The organism is Rhizobium sp. Leaf453, from assembly GCF_001425605.1.
Taxonomy (GTDB): domain Bacteria; phylum Pseudomonadota; class Alphaproteobacteria; order Rhizobiales; family Rhizobiaceae; genus Pararhizobium.
Window position 1 is genome coordinate 79,100 of record NZ_LMRG01000031.1, and the last position, 19,725, is coordinate 98,824.

Sequence of the window (19,725 nt, forward strand, 5' to 3'; positions counted from 1 at the left end):
GTCAGGCCCTCTCGATCTTCAGCCAGCGGGCGCAGAGCGCATAGGCAACCGTTACCGCGAGCATCAGGATGATCGACAGTGCCGCAGCCATCGGGAAATCGGCGCGGCGGCCAAGCTGCAGCATGATGATCTGCGGCAGGACGAGTTCATTGTTGCCGCCGAGGATTTGCGGCGTGACATAGTCGCCGATGCAGAGCACGAAGGTCAGGAACGCACCGGTCATGATGCCCGGCAGCGTCAAGGGCAGGATGACATGCCAGAAGGTCTGAAAGGCATTGGCGCCGAGATCGGCCGCTGCCCGGCGATAGTTCGGCGATAGCTGGATCAGGTTGGCGTAGATCGTCAGCGTCAGCAGCATGACGAAGAAATGCACGAAGCCGATGACGGTGGCCGTGCGGTTGCTGGCAATTTCCAGCGGCTCGCTGACCAAGCCGAGCGTCATCAGCGTCTGGTTGATGACGCCATTCTTCGACAGAACCAGCAGCCAAGAATAGGAGCGCACGACATAGGATGTCCAGAATGGCAAAACCGCCATGATCAGCGCCAGCCGCTGCAGCCGCTTGGGCACCCGCTCGGCAATGATCCATGCGAGCGGATATGCGAGCAGCACCGACAGGACGGTGACGATCAGGGTGATCTCCAGCGAATTGACCAGCCCCTTGAACAGCGAATCCTTGGCGAAAAAGGCGATGTAATTGTCCAGATTCCAAGCCCGCACGATCTGGCCGCTCTGCCGCGACCACAGGCTCATCGCCGCCATGAACAGGAACGGCACGACGAAGAAGGCGATCGTCCACAGAAGCGCCGGGGCGACGAAACCCCAGGCCTTGCGGCGTTCAGTGTCTTCGAGGGTGGTGGTGGACATGGGAGGCTTTCTGGTTTGAGAAGGCTGCGGCGCGCGCATGATCTCCCCCTTGGTGGGGGAGAAAGCAAAATCAGGATCTTAGCTTCAGCTAAGTCCTAGATTTTGCAAGAGAGGGGGCTTCTTCCGTGCACACCCCTCACCTGCAATTTCTAACACTTAGCCTCTGGCTAAGAGTTGAAATTGCTTCCTCTCCCACAAGGGGAGAGGAAAACCTCTACTGCTGCATCATGTCCGTCCAGGCGTCCTGCATCTTCTGGTCGAGTTCGGCGCTGGGGATCGGGTAAAGCTGGGTCTTCTTCAGGTATTCGGCCTGGTCGTTCCAGCGCAGCGCTGCCTTCTGAGCATCGGTCAGATGCTCGCCGGCCTTCATGTTGGCAGGCATGGCCCAATAGCAGGAGGAGGTGGCAAGGCGCGCCTGGCCTTCCGGGCTGAAGATGTACTGGACGAATTTCAGCGCCAGATCCTGCTTCTTCGATGCCTTCATGACGCCAATCGACTGCGCCCAGCGGACGGCGCCCTGGTCCGGAACGGTCCAGTCGAGGTTCGGCTTCTCGCCCGAAAGCGCCGCCGTGATCCATTCGCCACCGCCGACGAGGATATCGACCTCGCCGGTGGCAAGCGCCGTCTGCGAGGAGACGACATCGCTCACCTGCTTCGACACCGCCTTCATCGCGGCGAGCTTTTCCGAAATCGCCGGCATGTCGGCATCGGACAGATCGGCAGTCTTCTTGCCGAGGCCGAGACCAACGAGACCGATCATCGGCAGGTAATAATCATAGAGCGCGATGCGGCCCTTGTACTTGTCGGACCAGAGGATCGACAGGTCCTTCATATCGGCCGGATCGACCTTGGTCTTGTCGTAGGAAATCGTGTTGTAGCCGAACTTTTCCGTGACGGCGTAGGTCTTGCCGTCCTTCATGTTGTTGGCCTCCATCCGCACTTCCGGGAAGATGTCGGCGGTCGGCAGCTTGTCGGCGGGAATTTCGGCGAGCAGATCGAGCCCGACAGCGCGCTGGACATCGACGCCATCGATCACGAGCACATCCCAATCACCCGGCTGCGACTGTTCGAGAATGGAGAGTGCTGCGCCCGTCCCCTCATAGTCCTTGAGGTTGACCTTGACGTCGTTGGCCTTCTCGAACGGTTCGACAAGGGCCGGATCGGTGTGGTCGCACCAGACCAGTGCATTCAGTTCTTCCGTTGCGAAAGCCGGCGCCGGCGCGCTGACGGTGGAGACGGCAGCCAGCGAAACGGCCGCGGCCGACGAGAGAAATCGGCGCATGGAAACGCCACCCAAGGAAATGGTCATCATGTTGCCCTCTGGTTCACAGCGCTCATTGCGGCGCCTTCGAGAAAAAGATTGAATGAGTTCATTTTTTAAGTCAATGTGAATTTTGAGGACATTCATAAAAAAGGAAATCGCGGGATGACGGGTCTTCGCGCCAAGCAGAAAGCCGACAGAAACCGGCGCATCCTGGAAGCGGCCACCACCCTCTTCCGCGAGATGGGCTATGACGCAGCCCGCATCGAGGACATTGCCGAGCGCGCCGAGGTCTCGGTCGGCACGTTCTACAATTACTACCAGAACAAGGGCGACATCCTCGTCGCTGCCGTGTCGATGGAAGTCGAGGAAGTGCTGGCGGCCGGCAAGATCATCGTCGAGAATCCGCCGGCCACAGTGAGCGAAGCGCTGCAGGCGCTGATCGGCCAGTATTACGATCACTCGCTGGTCTATCTGAGCAAGGAAATGTGGCGCACCGCCATGGCCATCTCGATCCAGCAGCCGGAAAGCCCGTTCAGCAAGCGCTATACCGAACTCGACGGCCGCCTCTGTGATCAGGTCTCGACGCTGATGACCAAGCTGCAGCTGCGCGGCGGGGTCATGCCGGGGATCGATGCAGTGGCTGCGGGCCAAATGTTCTTCAACAATCTCAACATGATGTTCATCGAATTTGTCAAGGACGAGGCGATGGAGTTGGACACGCTGAAGGACATGGTCGGCCGCCAGAACCGGCCGCTTGCGACGCTGATCAGCGGCCCGAAAATACAATAAGAGGAAATTCAGGGATGGAACACACGACGAACGCGGTTCTCGCCGCCGCAGACAGCCTCATCGACGCCTTTGCCCGGCATGACCGGGAAGAATATTTCGCGGCTTTCACTGAGGACGCAACCTTCATCTTCCACAATCTCGACCGCCCGCTGCGCAACCGCGCCGCCTATGAAGCCGAGTGGACGCTGTGGGAAACGCGCGATGGCTTCAAGGTCCTCTCCTGCCAGTCCACGGATCGCAATCTGCAAATGCTGGGCACCGTCGCGGTCTTCACCCACGCGGTCGAAACGCAACTGGAATTCAACGGCGAGCCGGTAACCAGCCAGGAACGGGAAACGATCGTCTTCGAAAAGCAGGCCGATGGCCGATGGCTTGCGGTCCACGAACACCTGTCCAAGGAGTCCTGACAAATGAAAGCCCCTGCATCCGTTTGGGATCAGGGGCTTTCAAAACAGCATATAAGCGATGATTTCGCCAAATTTCGATCTCAGATCGCGCCGAACACTAGCGCGGAGACGAAGAGGAAGGCCGCAGCCAGCGCGGCTGCCTGAGCCGCGATATTCCAGGAAAACTGTCCCGACTGTGCGCCGTAAGCTGCCGGGCGATTCTGCATGACTTGTTTCGAACCTTGCATCTTGTCCTCCACCAGAGTTGTTGCAGATGTCCTGCCGCCTTTTCGGCCGCAGCGTCTTTTTGAGTTCTCCGATATTTTCCATCAAGTTTATAGATATTATTTTCTTCGTTTTGCGCCATCCGGGAAAAAAGCAACCAGATGATCAACGGCAGTTAACGCGGAAGAGGCTTTAATGTTCCTGCTCGTGCTGCCTCTCCTGCACGAGTCGCGACCACCTTTCGCTGAACCATGGCGTGAGCAGTGAGACGTCGCCCTGACTGTGCGGCTTCGTCAGGGCACTATCGGCTTCTTTTGAAGTCCAGACCTTGAATGTCGTCAGTTCATGCTTGCCGAAGGTCTGGATGAGCGGAATATCGGCCGCATCCCGTCCCCGTGCCACGACGATCCGGCCGATGCGGGGCACGTTATGGCGCGCATCGAACGTGTACCAGCGATCGCCGAGATAGACCTCGAACCAGGCATTGAAATCCATCGGCGCCGGATTTCCCTCGACACCGATATCACCCATATAGCCGTTAACGTAGCGCGCCGGCATGTTCATGCAGCGGCAAAGCGTGACAGCCAGATGCGCATAGTCGCGGCACACCCCCGCCCGTTCTTCGTGCGCCTCCATGGCGGTGCGCAACGTCGATGTATAGCCGTAGCTGAAGGTCAGCCGCTCATGCACATAGTCGCAGATCGCCTGGACACGTGCCCAGCCCGGCTCGATGTCGCCGAATGTCCGCCATGCGAGAGCGCCGAAACGATCGGTCTCGCAGTAGCGGCTGGCGGAGAGATACGGCAGGCATTCAGCCGGCAGCTTTTCGACCGCGACCGCGCTCGCTTCCGGATTGACCGGGTCGGGCCGGCCGCTGTCGCGGATGACGGCATCGTAGCTGAGCGTCATGCCACCTTCCGGCACGACCATGCGCATGCAAATATTGCCGAAGGGATCGGTGATCTCGCTCATCTTGATGACCGGATCGGCGATTGGGCCGCGCTCACTGACGATATCGGCGCGCCGCGCTCGATCCACTGAAAGGTAAGTCATCATCGGCGTTGGCTGGACGCAACTGACGCCGATCTCGTATCCGAACCGTATGAACATTGCCTACCTCCCTCAGACAAGGCCGGAACGGATGTCCAGCGTATTTTGTTCCGGCTTCAGGCATGGAAATGAGAGAGCCTTAGCGGCCTCTTACACAGGAAAGCATACTGGGACGCCTGATGCGGTTGTCGCACCGCTTTTCGGCCTGCACACAGCAGGACCAAACTTGCACGCACGGCATCACGCCGCGTCATCGGACCAATCGCCCACGCCCCTGATGGAAGCGCCAAACAAAGCAGCAAGTTTTCAGATTCTAGGCCGATTTGCGGAACCGCGCAACACGCGGAATGCAACCCCTGATAGGATGATTATCCCGTCGAATGCGCGGTCAATTTTTGCCCGGCTCCGAGGCAAACACAGCGCTGGCGCTGCTGACGAACGAAACATGCGCATAGGCTGCCTGCCCGGCCGCAGCACCATCCGCCCGGAGAATGGCTGTCACGATCACATCATGCTCGTCATAGGATTTCGCCAGACGCCCGGAGATCCGAAATTGCGCGCGCCGGAAAGGCGCCAGACGCGCCCGGGTCTGGCTGACGAGATCGGTGATATGATTGCTATGCGCGCCGCGATAAAGTCTTGTGTGGAACTCGGTGTTGTGCGCCTCGTATTCTTCCTCGGCTCCGCGATGCACCAGTCGAGCAGATGCCTTGTGTTCGGCCTCCAGCGCGCGACGCTCATCCACCGTCATGCGCTCGGCCGAGAGCCGCGCGCAAATCCCTTCCAGTTCGGCCATCGCTTCGAACATCGAGGCCAGATGCTGCTGGGTGACATTGGTGACGATGGCGCTCTTGTTCGGCTGCCGGCCGACGAGACCGATGGCGCAAAGCTGTCCGAGCGCCTCGCGCACCGGTGTCCGCGACACCTCGAAACGGTTGGCCAGCGAAATTTCGTCGAGCCGCTCGCCCGGCCGCATTTCACCGGTGATAATCATATCGGCGATCGCCCGCACCAGCTGCTCGACGGTGGTTCCGGATCGGATGATGTCTCTTTTTCTGGCGAGCTTCACGGGTCGATTCTGATTGGTACGCACACTGCATACAGATGCAGCGCGGGGATGACGATGTCAACGCTTGATTTAATTCATTGAATTGGCTTGATTAAATAAGCTCAATCGACGGTTTTGCGCCAACAAGCTTCAAAATTCGAGCTTGCTTAAGGGCAACAGTTCGAAAAAATCAGCCGTAAATTTACGCTTTGCTGAAAAATGCATCAAGAATGGCAAAAATTGCATACAGTTTGCCTCAGCACCAATCAGCTCGATGAATCCCTTCAATTAAAACAATATCTTAAAGATTGGCATGCGCATTGCATACAGTTTCTCGTGACCTTTTTCGAACCCGGCAATCGCCGCGAGGAGCCCGCCATGACCAAACTCCTGCCCATGAACCGTCGCAGCTTCCTTCAGACCACAGCCGTCGGTGCCGCCGCGCTTGGTCTTTCCCCATCGCTCTTTTCCGCCACCGCCGCCGCACAGACCGCCCTGACCGTCGGTTTCATCTATGTCGGCCCGAAGGACGACTACGGCTACAATCAGGCCCACGCGGAAGGCGCCGCAGTCATCAAGGCGATGGCCGGCGTCACTGTCGTTGAAGAAGAGAACGTCCCCGAGACAGTCGATGTCCAGAAGACCATGGAATCGATGATCAACCTCGATGGCGCGACGCTCGTCTTCCCGACATCCTTCGGCTATTTCGATCCCCACATGCTGGCCATGGCGGAGAAATATCCGGACGTGCAGTTTCGCCATTGCGGCGGTCTGTGGCAGGAAGGCAAGAACCCGATGAATACCGGCTCCTATTTCGGCTATATCGGCCAGGGTCAGTATCTGAACGGCATCACCGCAGGTTACGCTTCGAAGAGCAAGAAGATCGGCTTCGTCGCCGCCAAGCCGATCCCGCAGGTATTGCAGAACATCAATTCGTTCCTGCTCGGCGCCCGCTCGGTCGATCCGGCCATCACCTGCCAGGTGATCTTTACCGGCGAATGGTCGCTGGCGGTGAAAGAAGCAGAAGCCACCAATGCCCTGATCGACCAGGGCGCCGATGTCATCACCTGCCATGTCGACAGCCCGAAGGTCGTGGTCGAGACCGCTGCCGGTCGCGGTGCCTTCGTCTGCGGCTACCATGCCAACCAGAGCCCGCTCGCACCGGAAAAATACCTCACCGGCGCCGAATGGGCCTGGGGCAATGTCTACACCGACTTCGTCAAGAAGGCTCAAGCCGGCGAAAAGCTCGGCAATTTCGTCCGTGGCGGTCTGAAGGACGGCTTCGTCAAGATGAGCCCGCTCGGTCCGGCCGTATCCGCCGAGGCGCGCACCAAGTTCGACACGACACTCGCCGAAATGATGAAGGGCACGTTCTCCGTCTTCAAGGGACCGATCAAGGACAACAAGGGCGGCGATGCGGTCACAGCCAGCCAGGTACTGGCCGAAGATGCGATCGAACTCGAGAGCATGGCCTATCTCGTCGAGGGTGTCGTCGGTTCGACCTCCTGATCGAAGGGAAGAGCGCCATGACCATCGAGGCGAACACGTCAGCCCTCCCCCCGCTTTCCGCCCAAACCGGAAACCTGCGCCCTATGCTGGAATGGCTGGCGCGCAGGGCCGAACCGTTGGTGATTTCGCTGGGGGCGATCCTCGCCGGCCTGGCGCTCTTTTCCGTCGTCATCGTCGTGATCGGCAAATCGCCGGCCGACCTTTTCAAGCTGATGTATACCGGTGGCTTCGGCAGCTGGTTTTCCATACAGAATAGCCTCAGCCGCGCGGCACCGCTGCTGCTCACCGCCCTTTGTGTCGCCTTGCCCGCACGGCTCGGCCTCGTCATCATCGGCGGTGAAGGCGCTGTCGTCCTCGGCGGCGTCGCGGCTGCGGCGATCGCCCTGCCATTCATCGGTTCCGCACCGCCGATCATCGTTCTGCCCCTGATGGCGCTCGCCGGCATGCTCATGGGTGGCCTGTGGATCGGCGCGGTCGGCATGCTCAGACACTATCGCGGCGTCAACGAGACCATCGCCTCCTTGCTGATGGCCTACATTGCGATCGCTTTGATGAACCATTTCATCGAGGGACCGTTGCGCGATCCCGCCAGCCTCAACAAGCCGTCCACTGCCCCGCTTCCGGCCGAATACATGCTCGGCAATATTCCGGGCATGGATGTGAACTGGGGTCTGGCGATCGGCGTCGTCGCCTGCATCATCTCCTTCATCCTGATCGAGGCGACCAGCTTCGGGTTTGCTGCCCGCATCGCCGGTGGCAATGTCCGCGCGGCGCAGATCCAGGGCCTTCCCGTCGGTCGGTTGATCGTCGGCTTTGCTGCGATTGCGGGCAGCTTCGCCGGCCTTGCCGGCATGGTCGAGGTTGCCGCCGTGCAGGGCTCGGCCAATGCGTCGCTGGCGGCAGGCTACGGCTATACCGGCATTCTTGTCGCCTTCCTCGCCCGGCATAACCCGCTGGCGATCATTCCCGTCGCCATCCTGCTCGGCGGCATCGATGCGTCCGGCGGCCTGATCCAGCGCCGCATGGACCTGCCGGATGCGACCGTGCTGGTGCTGCAGGGCACATTGTTCGTGGTCATCCTGCTCTGCGAGACCTTCTACGGCCGGTTCAAGATTTTCAATCCAGACCTTTGGAAGAGGACAGCATAATGGAAGGCATCGGCATCTGGGGCGTCCCGCTCGCCATTTTCGCAGGCGCCATCCGCGTCTCCACACCCTTCATCTTCGTCAGCCTCGGGGAATCCATCACCGAGCGCTCCGGCCGCATCAATCTCGGGCTGGAGGGCACGCTGGTCTTTGGCGCCATGACGGCCTATGCCATCGCCGTCATGAGCGGCTCGCCCTGGCTCGGCGTGCTTGCGGCCATGGCGACGGGCGCCATCTTCGGCCTCATCCACGGCTTCATCTGCAAATTCCCGAAGGTCAACGACATCGCCATCGGCATCGCCATGATGCAATTCGGCCTCGGGCTTGCCTTCTTCCTCGGCAAGCCATTCATCCAGCCGGTCGCGCCACGCCTGCCCTCCATTCCGCTCGGTGGCTGGTCGGATATCCCGCAGGTCCAGTCGGCGCTGAACATCAATGTCCTGTTCGTCATCGGCGGGCTGCTGGCCGTTGCCCTCTGGTGGGCCTTCAAGAACACCCGTCTGGGCCTGATCCTGCGTGTCGTCGGCGACAGTTCGGATGCGGCCCGTGCCATGGGTCTCAACCCCGATACAGTACGGCTTTTCGCAACCGCCGTCGGCGGCTCGCTGGCCGCGGTCGGCGGCGCCTACCTGTCGCTCTATTATCCCGGCTCCTGGAATGAAGGCATTTCCTCCGGCCAGGGCCTGATGGCCGTGGCGCTGGTGATCTTCGCCCGCTGGAACCCGATCGGCTGCTTTCTTGCCGCGCTGCTGTTCGGCGGCGCCGGCGCGCTCGGCCCGGCGCTGCAATCGGTCGGGGTCACGCAAGGGTATTACCTGTTCTACGCCGCCCCTTACGTCCTCACTCTCGCCATCCTCGTCGCAACCTCCTCGCCCAGCCGCTCGCTTGCCGGCGCGCCGGGCGCCCTGTCGATCACCAAATAGGAGCTTCCACCATGAACACGGTTTCCAGTGCAGCGCTGATCGGTGAGAAGCTCAGCTATATCGATGCCGATCCCTACCCCTGGCCCTATAACGGCGCGCTCAGGCCCGATAATACGGCACTGATTATCATCGACATGCAGACCGATTTCTGTGGCAAGGGCGGCTATGTCGACCACATGGGCTACGATCTGTCGCTGGTTCAGGCGCCGATCGAGCCGATCAAGACCGTTTTGGCGGCGATGCGTGCCAAGGGTTATCACATCATCCACACCCGCGAAGGCCACCGTCCCGACCTCGCCGACCTGCCCGCCAACAAGCGCTGGCGCTCGCAGCGTATCGGCGCCGGCATTGGCGACGCCGGTCCCTGCGGCCGCATCCTGACGCGCGGTGAACCCGGCTGGGACATCATTCCCGACCTCTATCCGATCGAAGGCGAAGTCATTATCGACAAGCCCGGCAAGGGATCGTTCTGCGCCACCGACCTCGAACTCATTCTCAACCAGAAGCGCATCGAAAACATCATCCTCACCGGCATCACCACCGATGTCTGCGTCTCCACGACCATGCGCGAGGCCAACGATCGCGGCTTCGAATGCCTGATGCTGGAGGATTGCTGCGGCGCGACCGATTACGGCAACCACCTGGCGGCCATCAAGATGGTTAAGATGCAGGGCGGCGTCTTCGGTGCCGTGTCGAATTCCGAAACCCTCGTGAGGCAACTGCCATGATCACCCAGGTCCGCGACACGCCCCTCCCGCAACCCGGCAAGGCCGTCGGTATCCAGACGATCGGCATGACCATGCGCTTCGGCAGCTTTACCGCGCTGGATAATGTGTCGATCGACATTCCCGCCGGCAGCTTCCATGCCCTGCTCGGGGAAAACGGCGCAGGGAAATCGACGCTCGTTAAATGCATCATGGGCTTCTACCACCAGACCTCCGGCTCGCTGTCGGTCGATGGCCGCGAGGTGGCGGTTCATTCGCCAAGGGATGCAGCGACCTACGGCCTTGGCATGGTCTACCAGCAGTTCACGCTGGTGCCGTCGCTGACGGGCGCTGAAAACCTCGTGATCAACCGCGCGCATGTACCGGCGGTGATCAACTGGGCGAAGGAACGCAAGGACCTTGCCGCCTTCATGGAACGCATGCCCTTCAAGATTCCGCTCGACCGACCCGTCAGTGAACTGGCGGCGGGCGAGAAGCAGAAGCTCGAGATCGTCAAGCAGCTCTATCTCGGCCGCAGCTTCCTGATCCTCGACGAACCGACCTCGGTGCTGACGCCGGCAGAAGCCGATGAAATGCTGGGCCTGGTGCGCGGCATGACCGAGCGCGGCGAACTGACCGTGCTGATGATCAGCCACAAGTTCCACGAGGTGACCAAGTTCACCGACGCGGTGACTGTTCTCCGGCGCGGCAAGATGGCCGGTGGCGGACTGGTGAAGGACCTGTCGACCAAAGACATGGCGGCGATGATGATCGGCGATGTCAAGCTCGCCGAACTCGACACCCGCCTGCCGGTGCCCGCCGATGCCAAGCCGATCCTCGTTGTCAGCGACATCAAGGCGCCGGATCGCACCGGGCTGAAGATGATCGATATCGGCAATCTCACTGTCCATGCCGGCGAAATCGTCGGCATCGCCGGCATTTCCGGTAACGGCCAGAAGGAGCTTGCCGAGGTGCTGGCCGGCCAGCGTTCGCCGGACGCCGGCAGCATCACCGTCAAGGGCTCGCTCTATGGCGCGACACGGCAGGAAACGCGCGTCAACAATGTGCGTTTCATTCCGGAAGAGCCGCTCAACAACGCCTGTGCACCGAAGATGACGGTGACGGAGAACCTCGCCTTCCGCACCTTCGACATCAAGAAGCAGGGCGGCGATGCCGTCTGGCTCGACATGAAGTCGATGCGCAAGCGGGCAGCGTCGCTGATCGCGGATTTCAAGGTCAAGACGGCGTCGCATGCCTCGCCGATCGCCTCGCTCTCCGGCGGCAACGTCCAGCGCGCGGTGCTGGCGCGCGAGCTGACGGGCGATGTCGATCTGCTGATCGTCTCCAACCCCTGCTTCGGGCTCGATTTCTCGGCCGTTGCCGAAATCCGCGCCCGCATCATGAAGGCGCGCAATTCCGGCACCGCCGTGCTGCTGCTGTCGGAGGATCTGGACGAGCTTCTGGAAATGTCGGACCGGATCATGGTCATGTCGGACGGCAAGCTGGTCTATGAGACACCGGCGCTGTCGGCCGATATTTCGGTGATCGGCGCGCATATGGCAGGGCATCATTGATGCCAGAAAAACTCACAGCAACGATCAAGGCAGAGCCCTTCCCCTTCCCCCTCAAGCGCGACGCCATCGCGCTTGTGGTCATCGACATGCAGCGCGATTTCGCCGAACCCGGCGGCTTCGGCGCAAGTCTCGGCAATGATGTCAGCCGGATCACGAAGATCGTTCCGGATGTGAAAAAGCTGATCGAAGGCTTCCGCAGCGCCGGCCTGCCGGTGATCCACACGATGGAATGCCACCGCCCGGACCTCTCCGACCTGCCGCCCGCCAAACGTAATCGTGGCAATCCGACACTAAAAATCGGTGATGAAGGTCCGATGGGCCGCGTGCTGATCGTCGGCGAGCCGGGGACCGCAATCCTGCCGGAACTCGCACCGGTGGATGATGAAATCGTCATCGAGAAGCCCGGCAAGGGTGCATTCTATGCCACGCCGCTCGGTGATATCCTCAAGTCCAAGGGGATCGAGCAATTGGTCTTTGCCGGCGTGACCACTGAGGTCTGCGTCCAGACGACGATGCGCGAGGCCAATGACCGCGGTTATGAGTGCCTGCTCGCCGAGGAAGCGACGGAAAGCTATTTCCCGGAATTCAAGGCTGCCGCCATCGCCATGATGAAGGCTCAAGGCGCCATTGTCGGCTGGGTTGGATCGGTGGATGATATCATTGAAGGAATTGAATGATGCCGGAGACGACGCGCGAAAATCTGACATCGGGCGGGTGGAAAGACCTCGTCTTCGAAGACTTTCGGGACCAGGTGACGATCCACTGGATCCAACCGTTCGAAAATGAACAGCCTGGCGTCGCCCTTCTGAAATACGAAGCCGGCGCTTCCGTTCCCCGCCATCTCCATGTCGGGCTTGAAACCATCCTGGTGCTTCAGGGCACGCAATCGGATGAGGCCGGTGACTACGGTCCGGGCAGTCTGATCGTCAACAAGGAGGGAACGGAACATTCGGTCTGGAGCGATACCGGTTGCGTCGTCCTCATCCAGTGGGACCGCCCGGTGAAGATACTGGAGGAGGAGCGGCCAAAGCGGTCCGTCCAAGGCGGACGGTAAAGGTCACGCATCTGCGATAAAACGAAGAGCCCGCCGCGTTTCCGCGACGGGTTCCACACTTTTGGGAGGCGCTTTCTTACAGGTTTTCGAGCAGTTCGTTGACGCGGCTTTCGGCATCCTTCAGCGCTGCATCGACTTCCTTCTGACCGCTGATCGCAGCGCTCATTTCTTCACCGATGATATCCTGGATGGCGAATTGGCGTTGGACGGCAGCCGGCAGCGGCTTGCCGAGATCGGCGACGGCAGCAACCGTATCACGATGCGGCAGGGCCTTGAACGCGTCCGAGGTGATCACGGACTTGTAAGCCGGCAGATGGCCGGTTCGCGACCATTCGAAATCGTTGTCGGCGAAGAACTTCAGGAACTTGCCGATGCCGGCGATCTCTTCAGGCGTCCGGTCCTTCTGCGACACGGCCCAGGTATGGCCATCGGCATATTGCGCGTGCGCGCCGCCGAAGAGCTGCGGATACGGATAAACCGCATAGCCGCCCTTGTTCAGCGCCGTGCCGGCCGTTTCGGACTGGGCATTGTAGTCGCCGATAACCCAGGTGCCGTTCAGCTGAACGCCGCCCTCGCCGGCGAGGAACGCATTGATCGCGCCGCCGTAATCGAGATCCTTGATCGTGTAGTCTTTGTCGAAGATCGCCTTGTAGAGTTCGACGACCTTCTTGGCTTCCGGCGTATCGAGCTTCACATGCTTCGGGTCAGCGAAGAAATCGGAATCCTGCTGGAAGAGATAGGTATAGAGATTGCGGGTGTAGAGTGCGGTCTCATTGGCAAGATTCTGCACGAAATAAGGCTTGCCGGTCTTCTGCTTGAACTGCTCCGCCTGAGCCAGAAGCTCATCCGTCGACTTCGGCAGGATCGGAGTACCATCGGCATTGACGAGGCCGGCCTGCTTAAACAGGTCCATGTTGATATGGTAGAGCATCGTCCAGGTATCGATCGGCAGGCCGTAGATCTTGCCATCCTTGGTCGCACCGTTGCGGGCAGCATCCGTGAAGCTGTCCGGCGTCAGGCCATTCGCACTCAGGACGTCATCGAGCGGCAGAAGAAGTCCCTTCGACTGGTAATCAGACAAAACGGATTCATGGATGGTGACGATGTCCGGTGCATCGCCCGAGGCGAACTGCGCGGTCAGCTGGTCGTATCCCGGCCATTCCACTGTTGTCACCGACACATGCACATCCGGATTGTCGGCGTTGAACTTGTTGATCAGCGAGGTGATGATGCCGCATTCGCCGACCGCCTTGGATACGTCGGTGTTGGTCCCGAAATCCGCGTCGCAGGCGCCGAAGAAGCGCTGCACCGTCAGTTCGGTTGCCGCGAACGACGAGCTCGCGACCATGATGGCGCCGGCCGACACGGCTGCGAACAGTATATTTTTCAAGCGCATTTCAGTTCCTCCTACTGAGTTCCCGTCGCTCCCCCTGGAGTGACGTCATGCTTCTTCGATCACCCCGGCCTCTCCCGCCGTCGGGCAATGGCGTTATCGGACCGCGGCGCCCGAGACGGCGGTGACGATGTATTTCTGGAAAAAGAGATAGACGATCAGGATCGGCGCCCCGGCAAACACGGCCTGCGCCATCAGGAAGCCGATGCCCTGCGACTGGGCAAAATTGACCTGGGTGGACGCGATGCCGACCGTCAGCGTGAACATTTCCTTCTTGGTCGCCGAGATCAGCGGCCAGAAATAATCGTTCCAGGCGCCAAGGAAGGTGAAGATGCCGAGCGTTGCCTGGGCCGGAACCGTCAGCGGCAGCAAAACCTTCCAGAAGATCCGGAACCGGCTGGCATTGTCGAGCATCGCCGCCTCGTCCAATTCCTTGGGGATGGCGCGGAAATACTGGGTCATCAGGAAGACACCGAAGGCGCTTGACAGACCGGGGAGGATCAGCCCGGGATAGCTGTTGTGCAGACCGATCCAGCTGAAGATCTGGTGACGAGCGACCAACACGGCCTGCTCCGGTACGGCGAGACCCAGCAGCACGATGATGAAGAGCGCATCGCGGCCCGGAAAATTCAGCCGTGCGAAGCCGTAGCCCGCAAGCGAGGACAGGACGAGGGTAAAGATCGTCAGGCCGCCAGCGACGATGGCGCTGTTCAGCACCCAGCGGAACACCGAGGACGTGCCGACCGTGTTGATATAATTCACCAGCGTATAGGGCAGCCGGAAGACCGAGTTTGGATCGACCATGAGTTCTTGGTTGTTCTTCAGCGACAGGGCGACGACGAAGAACACAGGCGCGATCATGACGATCGCCAGCAGGATGACCAGTCCGAGCAGGACACGGTCGCCGAAAGCACGACCCTTGATGGCGGGATTATGGCTCATCAGAGTTCTCCCTTCCGGCGTGTTACGAGATACTGCGCCATGGCCGCGATGAGGATCAGGATGAAGAGGATTTCCGATGCGGCGGCGCCAAGCCCCAGGTCCCAGCGACGGAATGCCGTGTCGTAGATGTAGAGCACGATCGGCTTGGTGAGGTTGTTCGGACCGCCGCGCGTCATCAGCCAGGGCTGGCCGAAGAGCTGGAACTGGAGGACGATCTGGATGATGATCACCAGGACGAAGGTGCGCTTGATCGACGGCAGGGTGATCGACCGCAGCGTCTGCCAGCGATTGGCATTATCGAGTGCCGCCGCCTCGTAGATATCCTGCGGAATCTGCTGCAGCGCCGACAGGAACAGCATCATCGGCAAGCCGATGCACCACCAGATCGTCGCGATCGCGATGCCGATCATGGCAAGGTTCGGATCCGAGATGAAGGACGGCGCCGTTGCCCCGAACCAGCCGTAAACAATGGACAGAAGGCCATTGTTGGGAATGTAGACGATGCGCCAGATCAGCGTGACGATGGTGACCGACAGTACCGAGGACGAGAAGAAGATCGTCCGCAGCACGGCCGCCGATCGTGTCCGCCGGTTGAGGCAGAGCGCCAAGAACAAGCCGATCAGCGCCAGCGCCGGGACTGTCAGGCCGACAAAGTAGAATGTGTTCCAGATGGACTGCAGGAACACCTTGTCATTGAACAGCCTGATATAATTGCCGAAGCCGACGAACTTGCCGGTCGAAAAGGTATCGGCCTTGTGGAACGACAGCCAGATGCCCCAGAACAGCGGGAACACCAGAAGCGTCGTGAAGAAGAACAGGTAGGGCGCGACGAAAATGAAATTCCGCCATTTCGGCGCATAGATGTCGGCGCTGGGAACCCTGACGCCGGCGGCCGGCGTCGCGGTCTGCGGGAGCGTCAGTTGCTCGGCCATCTCAGACCCCTCTCGCGTGCCAGGCATGCCCGGCCTCGTTGAAGAGGTGCGACTTGCGGCCATCGAAGGCGAGACCGATGCGGTCGCCGACCGCAACGGGACTGTTGCCGGCATCGGAGCCGACAACCTGCTGGCCATCGCCAAGGCGAGCATAGACCAGCGTGCGCTCGCCCAGCCGCTCGATCACATCCACCACGCCTTCGGCATTGCCCTGCCCTACCGGCGCAACGCGGACATCTTCCGAGCGGATGCCGAACGTATACTTGCCGTCACCCAACTGGTTGGAGCCGATATCGGTTTCGACCGAGACGCCACCGGCAAACCGGGCGGTGACATTGGTACCCGAAGTATCCAGCGTCGCATCGACGAAGTTCATCGCCGGCGAGCCGACGAAGGTCGCGACGAAGCGTGTCGCCGGCCGCGAGTAGATTTCCATCGGCGTACCGATCTGCTCGATCTTGCGGTTGTTCATGACGACGATGCGATCGGCGAGTGTCATCGCCTCGATCTGGTCATGGGTGACGAAGATCATCGTCGATTTCACACGATGGCGAAGCTGGGCGAGTTCGACGCGCGTGCGGACGCGCAAGGCCGCATCGAGGTTCGACAGGGGCTCGTCGAACAGAAACGCTTTTGGTTCCTTGACAATGGCGCGGCCGATGGCGACACGCTGGCGCTGGCCGCCCGAAAGCTGACCCGGCTTTCGCTCCATGAGATGGCCGATTTCCAGCATCCGCCCGGCTTCAGTGACACGGGCCGAAATCACATCAGCGGAAATGCCGATATTGCGCAGCCCGAAGGCCATATTGTCGGCAACGGTCATGTGCGGATAAAGCGCATAGGACTGGAACACCATGGCGATGTCGCGCTGTCCAGGCGGCAGGTTGTCGATGCGCTGACCATTGATGGAAATCGTGCCCTCGTCGACACTTTCCAGACCCGCGATCATGCGCAGCAGTGTCGATTTCCCGCAGCCCGACGGGCCGAGAAACACCATGAATTCATTGGGATCGATGGACAGTGAGAGATGGTCGATGACCGTCGCCGCGCCGAAACGCTTGACTACGTCCTTGATCTCGATATGCGCCGTCACGTCAACCTCCCTTGCCGTGATGGAACGGTCCGATCGGTGCTCAGGCGCTGGCGCCCACTCAAACCAACCCGGCCATTCCGCAGATTTGCAGTCCTCGACCTGATCCCTCCCCGGTCTCGGCGCCATCTCCGCAGCGCCAAGTATCTCCGAAACGAGAACCAAGTCAATATTTATGATATATATCAATTATTATGATATATAAATCGTCAGACCTTCGCGCGAATGACCTGATAGGACAACGGTGGCAGGGTCACGGAAACCACATCGCCTTTGATCGAGGCGCCCGAGCCCTTGCGCGGCGCGACATTGTCGGGATTTTCAGCCGTGTTGACGGCGCGCAGATCCGCATGGGTCATCACCTGGTGATCAAGGATTTCGGCATCTTCGAACCCAGCCAGGCTGAATTCCGTCTCGATACTGTCAGTCAGGTGGCGGTTGACCGCGAAGAAGGTGACCGTCTTGCCCTCGGCGTCATGAACGCCGGACACGTCGATGAAGGGCACCTTGTCGGCCACCGGCGCATCATAGGTCGGCGAATTGACAGCCAGATTAAGCGCAGTGCCACGACCGAAGACCGAGGCAAAATAATAGGGGTAGAAGATCGTCTGGCGCCAGGCGGCACCATTCGGCGCGGTCATGATCGGCGCGATGACGTTGACCAACTGCGCGATGCAGGCGATGCGCACAACGTCGGAGCGACGGATGAATGTGTTGAGGATCAGGCCGACCTGCAGCACATCCTCGAAATTGTAGATGTCTTCCAAGAGCGCCGGGGCATGCGGCCAGCCGTGGTTGCCGGCGAGCAGCGCCTTGTCCTGCTCCTTGGAATGGTACCAGACGTTCCATTCGTCGAAGGAGATATAGACCTGCTTCTTCGAGCGCTTCTTGGCCTTGACGTAATCGATGACGCCGGAAACCGTGGCGATGTAGTTGTCGAGCTCGACGTTCTGCGCGAGATAGTTCGCCGTGTCGCCGGCCCGGTTTTCGAAATACATGTGCAGCGAGATGTAATCGACCTCGTTGTAGGTATGTTCGAGAACGGTCGCTTCCCATTCCGGATAGGTCGGCATATGGGCATTGGACGAGCCGCAGACGATCAGTTCGAGCGAGCTGTCGAAGGCGCGCATGGCCTTGGCCGTCTCGTGTGCCAAGCGGCCGTATTCATCGGCCGTCTTGTGGCCGATCTGCCAGGGGCCGTCCATCTCGTTGCCGAGGCACCAAAGCTTGGTGTTGAACGGCTCCTTGCGGCCGTTGGCGATGCGCATGTCGCTCCATTTGCTGCCGCCGGGATGATTAACATATTCGAGGAAGTTGCGGGCTTCATCGAGACCGCGCGAGCCGAGATTGACGGCCAGCATCATTTCCGTGCCGACGCTGTCGCACCAGTCGGAAAATTCGTGAATGCCGACCTGGTTGCTGTCGGATGTGTGCCAGGCAAGATCGAGCCGCGTCGGGCGATCTTCCTTCGGACCAATGCCGTCTTCCCAATTGTAGGCCGAGACGAAATTGCCGCCGGGATAGCGAACGACGGGAACCTTCAATTCCTTGACAAGATCGATGACGTCCTTGCGCATTCCGTTTTCATCGGCCGTGTCATGATCCGGTTCATATATGCCGGTATAAACAGCCCGCCCCAGATGCTCGATGAACGAGCCATAGAGGCGGTCATCGATCTGCGAAATCACATAGTCACGGTGCGCGACAACTGTAGCCTTCACGGCATATCCTCCCAAACAATCGTCTTTTGTGATATCAATCACTTTTGGCGATAATTAAGAGGAACGCTGCGTGAACGTCAAGTATGATAATTCAGAAAATCGGGTTTGTATCCATTATTTCGTTTTCAAGCGCATGATGATATCCTGGTCGTAATTTCCGAAGCCACGACCGAAGATATTGATTCCACCGGGATGTTTGGCATCCTCGCGCACGGCGATGCGCAACCGGATCGAATGATGCTCCGACAGCTTGAGGTCGCTGAGCGCCACATCGGAGATCTTCAGCCCGTCGATATAGGTGCCGTCGGCCGTGATCCGCCAGTTCTTCAGCTTGCCGTATTGAGAGCCTTTGAGCTTCCACCAATCCGGCGTGAAGACTCCGCGCTTGTCGCCGTAATCGCCAGGCGATGTCCATGTCGCGGTATCGACGCCATTGACAGAAAGCGTGATATCGGAGGGCCAATCGGCGCTGGTGCCGGGCACTTCCGAACTCAATTCCATTGCAAATTCAATCTCTTCAATCTGCGTGTTGGTGAGCCGCGCATTGTTCGGAAACTGGTATTCGACATAGCCGCGGGTGAACCAGATCAGCCCGGCCTTCATGCGGTCAGGATCAAGGAAGGTATCCGGCACATCGAGCAGACCGATGATTCCATCGACCGAACAGAGGCCGCAGGGACCGGTGACCTCACAACTCGTATAGAGCCCGAGCGGCATGGCCACCTCGATGCCGCTGGATTTCAGCGTTTTGATATCGTCCTTGAAGACGACCAGGACCTCGTCGAAATTGGAATAGCAGATCTTCTGGTTACCCTTGCGCGCCTTCTGCGATTCCGTGCGTATCAGCCTCGCCTCCTCCAGAATGGCGACGTTGGTGGAGACTGTAGACTGCGGAAGCCCAAGGATTTCAGATATTTCGTTGACGTTTTGCGGGCCTTTGACATGCAGGAGCTTGAGCATCGCAACCCGGGATGTCGAGGCAAGCCCCTTGAGGACTGCCATGCCCTCTTCCGGGTCGATCACTAGAAAATTACGGCTCATCCAATATTCCCGGTCTGCGCGCTGCTCCACCAGCAAAGCCAATTAATATCAAAAAAAATGATATGGTCAA

General features: G+C 59.7%; 20 protein-coding genes. 9 read left to right on the forward strand and 11 right to left on the reverse strand.

The features are described 5' to 3' along the window. Window position 1: 1 nt before the first annotated feature. Together ASG68_RS29445 and ASG68_RS29450 are read right to left on the reverse strand one after the other, a co-directional pair. A complete protein-coding gene (locus ASG68_RS29445; protein ID WP_062584704.1) occupies window positions 2-865 on the reverse strand; it encodes an ABC transporter permease in 864 nt (287 codons plus the stop codon). 214 nt (window positions 866-1,079) lie between these two features. Further along, entirely contained in the window at window positions 1,080-2,174 is a 1,095-nt protein-coding gene (locus tag ASG68_RS29450; protein WP_062584938.1) for a spermidine/putrescine ABC transporter substrate-binding protein, read from the reverse strand. Window positions 2,175-2,291: 117 nt separating this feature from the next. On the opposite strand from ASG68_RS29450, the gene ASG68_RS29455 reads away from it, so the two are divergent. Together ASG68_RS29455 and ASG68_RS29460 are read left to right on the forward strand one after the other, a co-directional pair. Then, a complete protein-coding gene (locus ASG68_RS29455; protein WP_062584706.1) occupies window positions 2,292-2,918 on the forward strand; it encodes a TetR/AcrR family transcriptional regulator in 627 nt (208 codons plus the stop codon). Between the two features lie 14 nt (window positions 2,919-2,932). Further along, window positions 2,933-3,325 carry a YybH family protein gene (locus ASG68_RS29460; RefSeq protein ID WP_062584708.1) on the forward strand — a complete coding sequence of 131 codons (393 nt, stop codon included), beginning with the start codon at window positions 2,933-2,935 and terminating at the stop codon, window positions 3,323-3,325. An 80-nt stretch (window positions 3,326-3,405) separates the two neighbouring features. Here ASG68_RS29460 and ASG68_RS32080 read toward each other — a convergent pair whose 3' ends face one another. The 3 genes from ASG68_RS32080 to ASG68_RS29470 form a co-directional block, all read right to left on the reverse strand. Beyond that, window positions 3,406-3,552, reverse strand: a complete 147-nt coding sequence (locus ASG68_RS32080; protein ID WP_156373622.1) for a hypothetical protein — start codon at window positions 3,550-3,552, stop codon at window positions 3,406-3,408. A gap of 169 nt (window positions 3,553-3,721) precedes the next feature. Then, window positions 3,722-4,639 (reverse strand): transglutaminase-like domain-containing protein, encoded by a 918-nt coding sequence (locus ASG68_RS29465; RefSeq protein WP_062584710.1) that lies wholly within the window; start codon window positions 4,637-4,639, stop codon window positions 3,722-3,724. Between the two features lie 328 nt (window positions 4,640-4,967). Continuing rightward, window positions 4,968-5,648, reverse strand: a complete 681-nt coding sequence (locus ASG68_RS29470; protein ID WP_062584715.1) for a GntR family transcriptional regulator — start codon at window positions 5,646-5,648, stop codon at window positions 4,968-4,970. 357 nt (window positions 5,649-6,005) lie between these two features. Between ASG68_RS29470 and ASG68_RS29475 the strand changes: the two genes are divergently transcribed. Genes ASG68_RS29475 through ASG68_RS29505 form a run of 7 tightly spaced genes read left to right on the forward strand, consistent with a single transcriptional unit; the run spans window position 6,006 to window position 12,536 of the window. Beyond that, on the forward strand, window positions 6,006-7,136 hold the full coding sequence (locus ASG68_RS29475) for a BMP family ABC transporter substrate-binding protein (protein WP_062584941.1): 1,131 nt from the start codon (window positions 6,006-6,008) through the stop codon (window positions 7,134-7,136). 17 nt (window positions 7,137-7,153) lie between these two features. Next, window positions 7,154-8,284 (forward strand): ABC transporter permease, encoded by a 1,131-nt coding sequence (locus ASG68_RS29480; RefSeq protein ID WP_062584717.1) that lies wholly within the window; start codon window positions 7,154-7,156, stop codon window positions 8,282-8,284. Continuing rightward, window positions 8,284-9,204, forward strand: coding sequence for an ABC transporter permease (locus tag ASG68_RS29485; RefSeq protein WP_062584718.1), 921 nt, complete (start codon window positions 8,284-8,286; stop codon window positions 9,202-9,204). Before ASG68_RS29480 ends, ASG68_RS29485 begins: the two co-directional genes overlap by 1 nt. 11 nt (window positions 9,205-9,215) lie before the next feature. Further along, window positions 9,216-9,932 carry a cysteine hydrolase family protein gene (locus ASG68_RS29490; protein WP_062584719.1) on the forward strand — a complete coding sequence of 239 codons (717 nt, stop codon included), beginning with the start codon at window positions 9,216-9,218 and terminating at the stop codon, window positions 9,930-9,932. Then, on the forward strand, window positions 9,932-11,482 hold the full coding sequence (locus ASG68_RS29495) for an ABC transporter ATP-binding protein (protein ID WP_062584943.1): 1,551 nt from the start codon (window positions 9,932-9,934) through the stop codon (window positions 11,480-11,482). Before ASG68_RS29490 ends, ASG68_RS29495 begins: the two co-directional genes overlap by 1 nt. Beyond that, on the forward strand, window positions 11,482-12,159 hold the full coding sequence (locus tag ASG68_RS29500; protein ID WP_062584720.1) for a cysteine hydrolase family protein: 678 nt from the start codon (window positions 11,482-11,484) through the stop codon (window positions 12,157-12,159). The genes ASG68_RS29495 and ASG68_RS29500 overlap by 1 nt, the downstream gene beginning before the upstream one ends. Beyond that, entirely contained in the window at window positions 12,159-12,536 is a 378-nt protein-coding gene (locus ASG68_RS29505; RefSeq protein WP_062584945.1) for a cupin domain-containing protein, read from the forward strand. Before ASG68_RS29500 ends, ASG68_RS29505 begins: the two co-directional genes overlap by 1 nt. A 76-nt stretch (window positions 12,537-12,612) precedes the next feature. Here ASG68_RS29505 and ASG68_RS29510 read toward each other — a convergent pair whose 3' ends face one another. The 6 genes from ASG68_RS29510 to ASG68_RS29535 all read right to left on the reverse strand — a co-directional run bounded on the left by ASG68_RS29510 (window position 12,613) and on the right by ASG68_RS29535 (window position 19,655). Next, the gene (locus tag ASG68_RS29510) at window positions 12,613-13,932 is read right to left on the reverse strand and encodes an extracellular solute-binding protein (RefSeq protein WP_062584722.1); all 1,320 of its coding nucleotides are present in this window, start codon (window positions 13,930-13,932) and stop codon (window positions 12,613-12,615) included. Between the two features lie 93 nt (window positions 13,933-14,025). Then, window positions 14,026-14,871 (reverse strand): carbohydrate ABC transporter permease, encoded by an 846-nt coding sequence (locus tag ASG68_RS29515; RefSeq protein WP_062584724.1) that lies wholly within the window; start codon window positions 14,869-14,871, stop codon window positions 14,026-14,028. Then, window positions 14,871-15,803: a carbohydrate ABC transporter permease gene (locus ASG68_RS29520; RefSeq protein WP_062584726.1), complete on the reverse strand. Its 933-nt coding sequence runs from the start codon at window positions 15,801-15,803 to the stop codon at window positions 14,871-14,873. The genes ASG68_RS29515 and ASG68_RS29520 overlap by 1 nt, the downstream gene beginning before the upstream one ends. A gap of 1 nt (window position 15,804) precedes the next feature. Next, window positions 15,805-16,896 (reverse strand): ABC transporter ATP-binding protein, encoded by a 1,092-nt coding sequence (locus ASG68_RS29525; RefSeq protein WP_062584728.1) that lies wholly within the window; start codon window positions 16,894-16,896, stop codon window positions 15,805-15,807. A gap of 206 nt (window positions 16,897-17,102) precedes the next feature. Further along, window positions 17,103-18,614, reverse strand: coding sequence for an alpha-N-arabinofuranosidase (locus tag ASG68_RS29530; protein WP_062584730.1), 1,512 nt, complete (start codon window positions 18,612-18,614; stop codon window positions 17,103-17,105). Window positions 18,615-18,728: 114 nt separating this feature from the next. Continuing rightward, entirely contained in the window at window positions 18,729-19,655 is a 927-nt protein-coding gene (locus ASG68_RS29535) for an ArsR/SmtB family transcription factor (RefSeq protein ID WP_062610330.1), read from the reverse strand. Window positions 19,656-19,725: the final 70 nt, after the last annotated feature.

Coding starts and splice junctions, on each gene's coding strand:
- ASG68_RS29445 (WP_062584704.1), bottom strand. CDS start 865: ATGTCCACCACCACCCTCGAAGACACTGAACGCCGCAAGGCCTGGGGT.
- ASG68_RS29450 (WP_062584938.1), bottom strand. CDS start 2,174: ATGACCATTTCCTTGGGTGGCGTTTCCATGCGCCGATTTCTCTCGTCG.
- ASG68_RS29455 (WP_062584706.1), top strand. CDS start 2,292: ATGACGGGTCTTCGCGCCAAGCAGAAAGCCGACAGAAACCGGCGCATC.
- ASG68_RS29460 (WP_062584708.1), top strand. CDS start 2,933: ATGGAACACACGACGAACGCGGTTCTCGCCGCCGCAGACAGCCTCATC.
- ASG68_RS32080 (WP_156373622.1), bottom strand. CDS start 3,552: ATGCAAGGTTCGAAACAAGTCATGCAGAATCGCCCGGCAGCTTACGGC.
- ASG68_RS29465 (WP_062584710.1), bottom strand. CDS start 4,639: ATGTTCATACGGTTCGGATACGAGATCGGCGTCAGTTGCGTCCAGCCA.
- ASG68_RS29475 (WP_062584941.1), top strand. CDS start 6,006: ATGACCAAACTCCTGCCCATGAACCGTCGCAGCTTCCTTCAGACCACA.
- ASG68_RS29480 (WP_062584717.1), top strand. CDS start 7,154: ATGACCATCGAGGCGAACACGTCAGCCCTCCCCCCGCTTTCCGCCCAA.
- ASG68_RS29485 (WP_062584718.1), top strand. CDS start 8,284: ATGGAAGGCATCGGCATCTGGGGCGTCCCGCTCGCCATTTTCGCAGGC.
- ASG68_RS29490 (WP_062584719.1), top strand. CDS start 9,216: ATGAACACGGTTTCCAGTGCAGCGCTGATCGGTGAGAAGCTCAGCTAT.
- ASG68_RS29500 (WP_062584720.1), top strand. CDS start 11,482: ATGCCAGAAAAACTCACAGCAACGATCAAGGCAGAGCCCTTCCCCTTC.
- ASG68_RS29505 (WP_062584945.1), top strand. CDS start 12,159: ATGCCGGAGACGACGCGCGAAAATCTGACATCGGGCGGGTGGAAAGAC.
- ASG68_RS29510 (WP_062584722.1), bottom strand. CDS start 13,932: ATGCGCTTGAAAAATATACTGTTCGCAGCCGTGTCGGCCGGCGCCATC.
- ASG68_RS29515 (WP_062584724.1), bottom strand. CDS start 14,871: ATGAGCCATAATCCCGCCATCAAGGGTCGTGCTTTCGGCGACCGTGTC.
- ASG68_RS29520 (WP_062584726.1), bottom strand. CDS start 15,803: ATGGCCGAGCAACTGACGCTCCCGCAGACCGCGACGCCGGCCGCCGGC.
- ASG68_RS29535 (WP_062610330.1), bottom strand. CDS start 19,655: ATGAGCCGTAATTTTCTAGTGATCGACCCGGAAGAGGGCATGGCAGTC.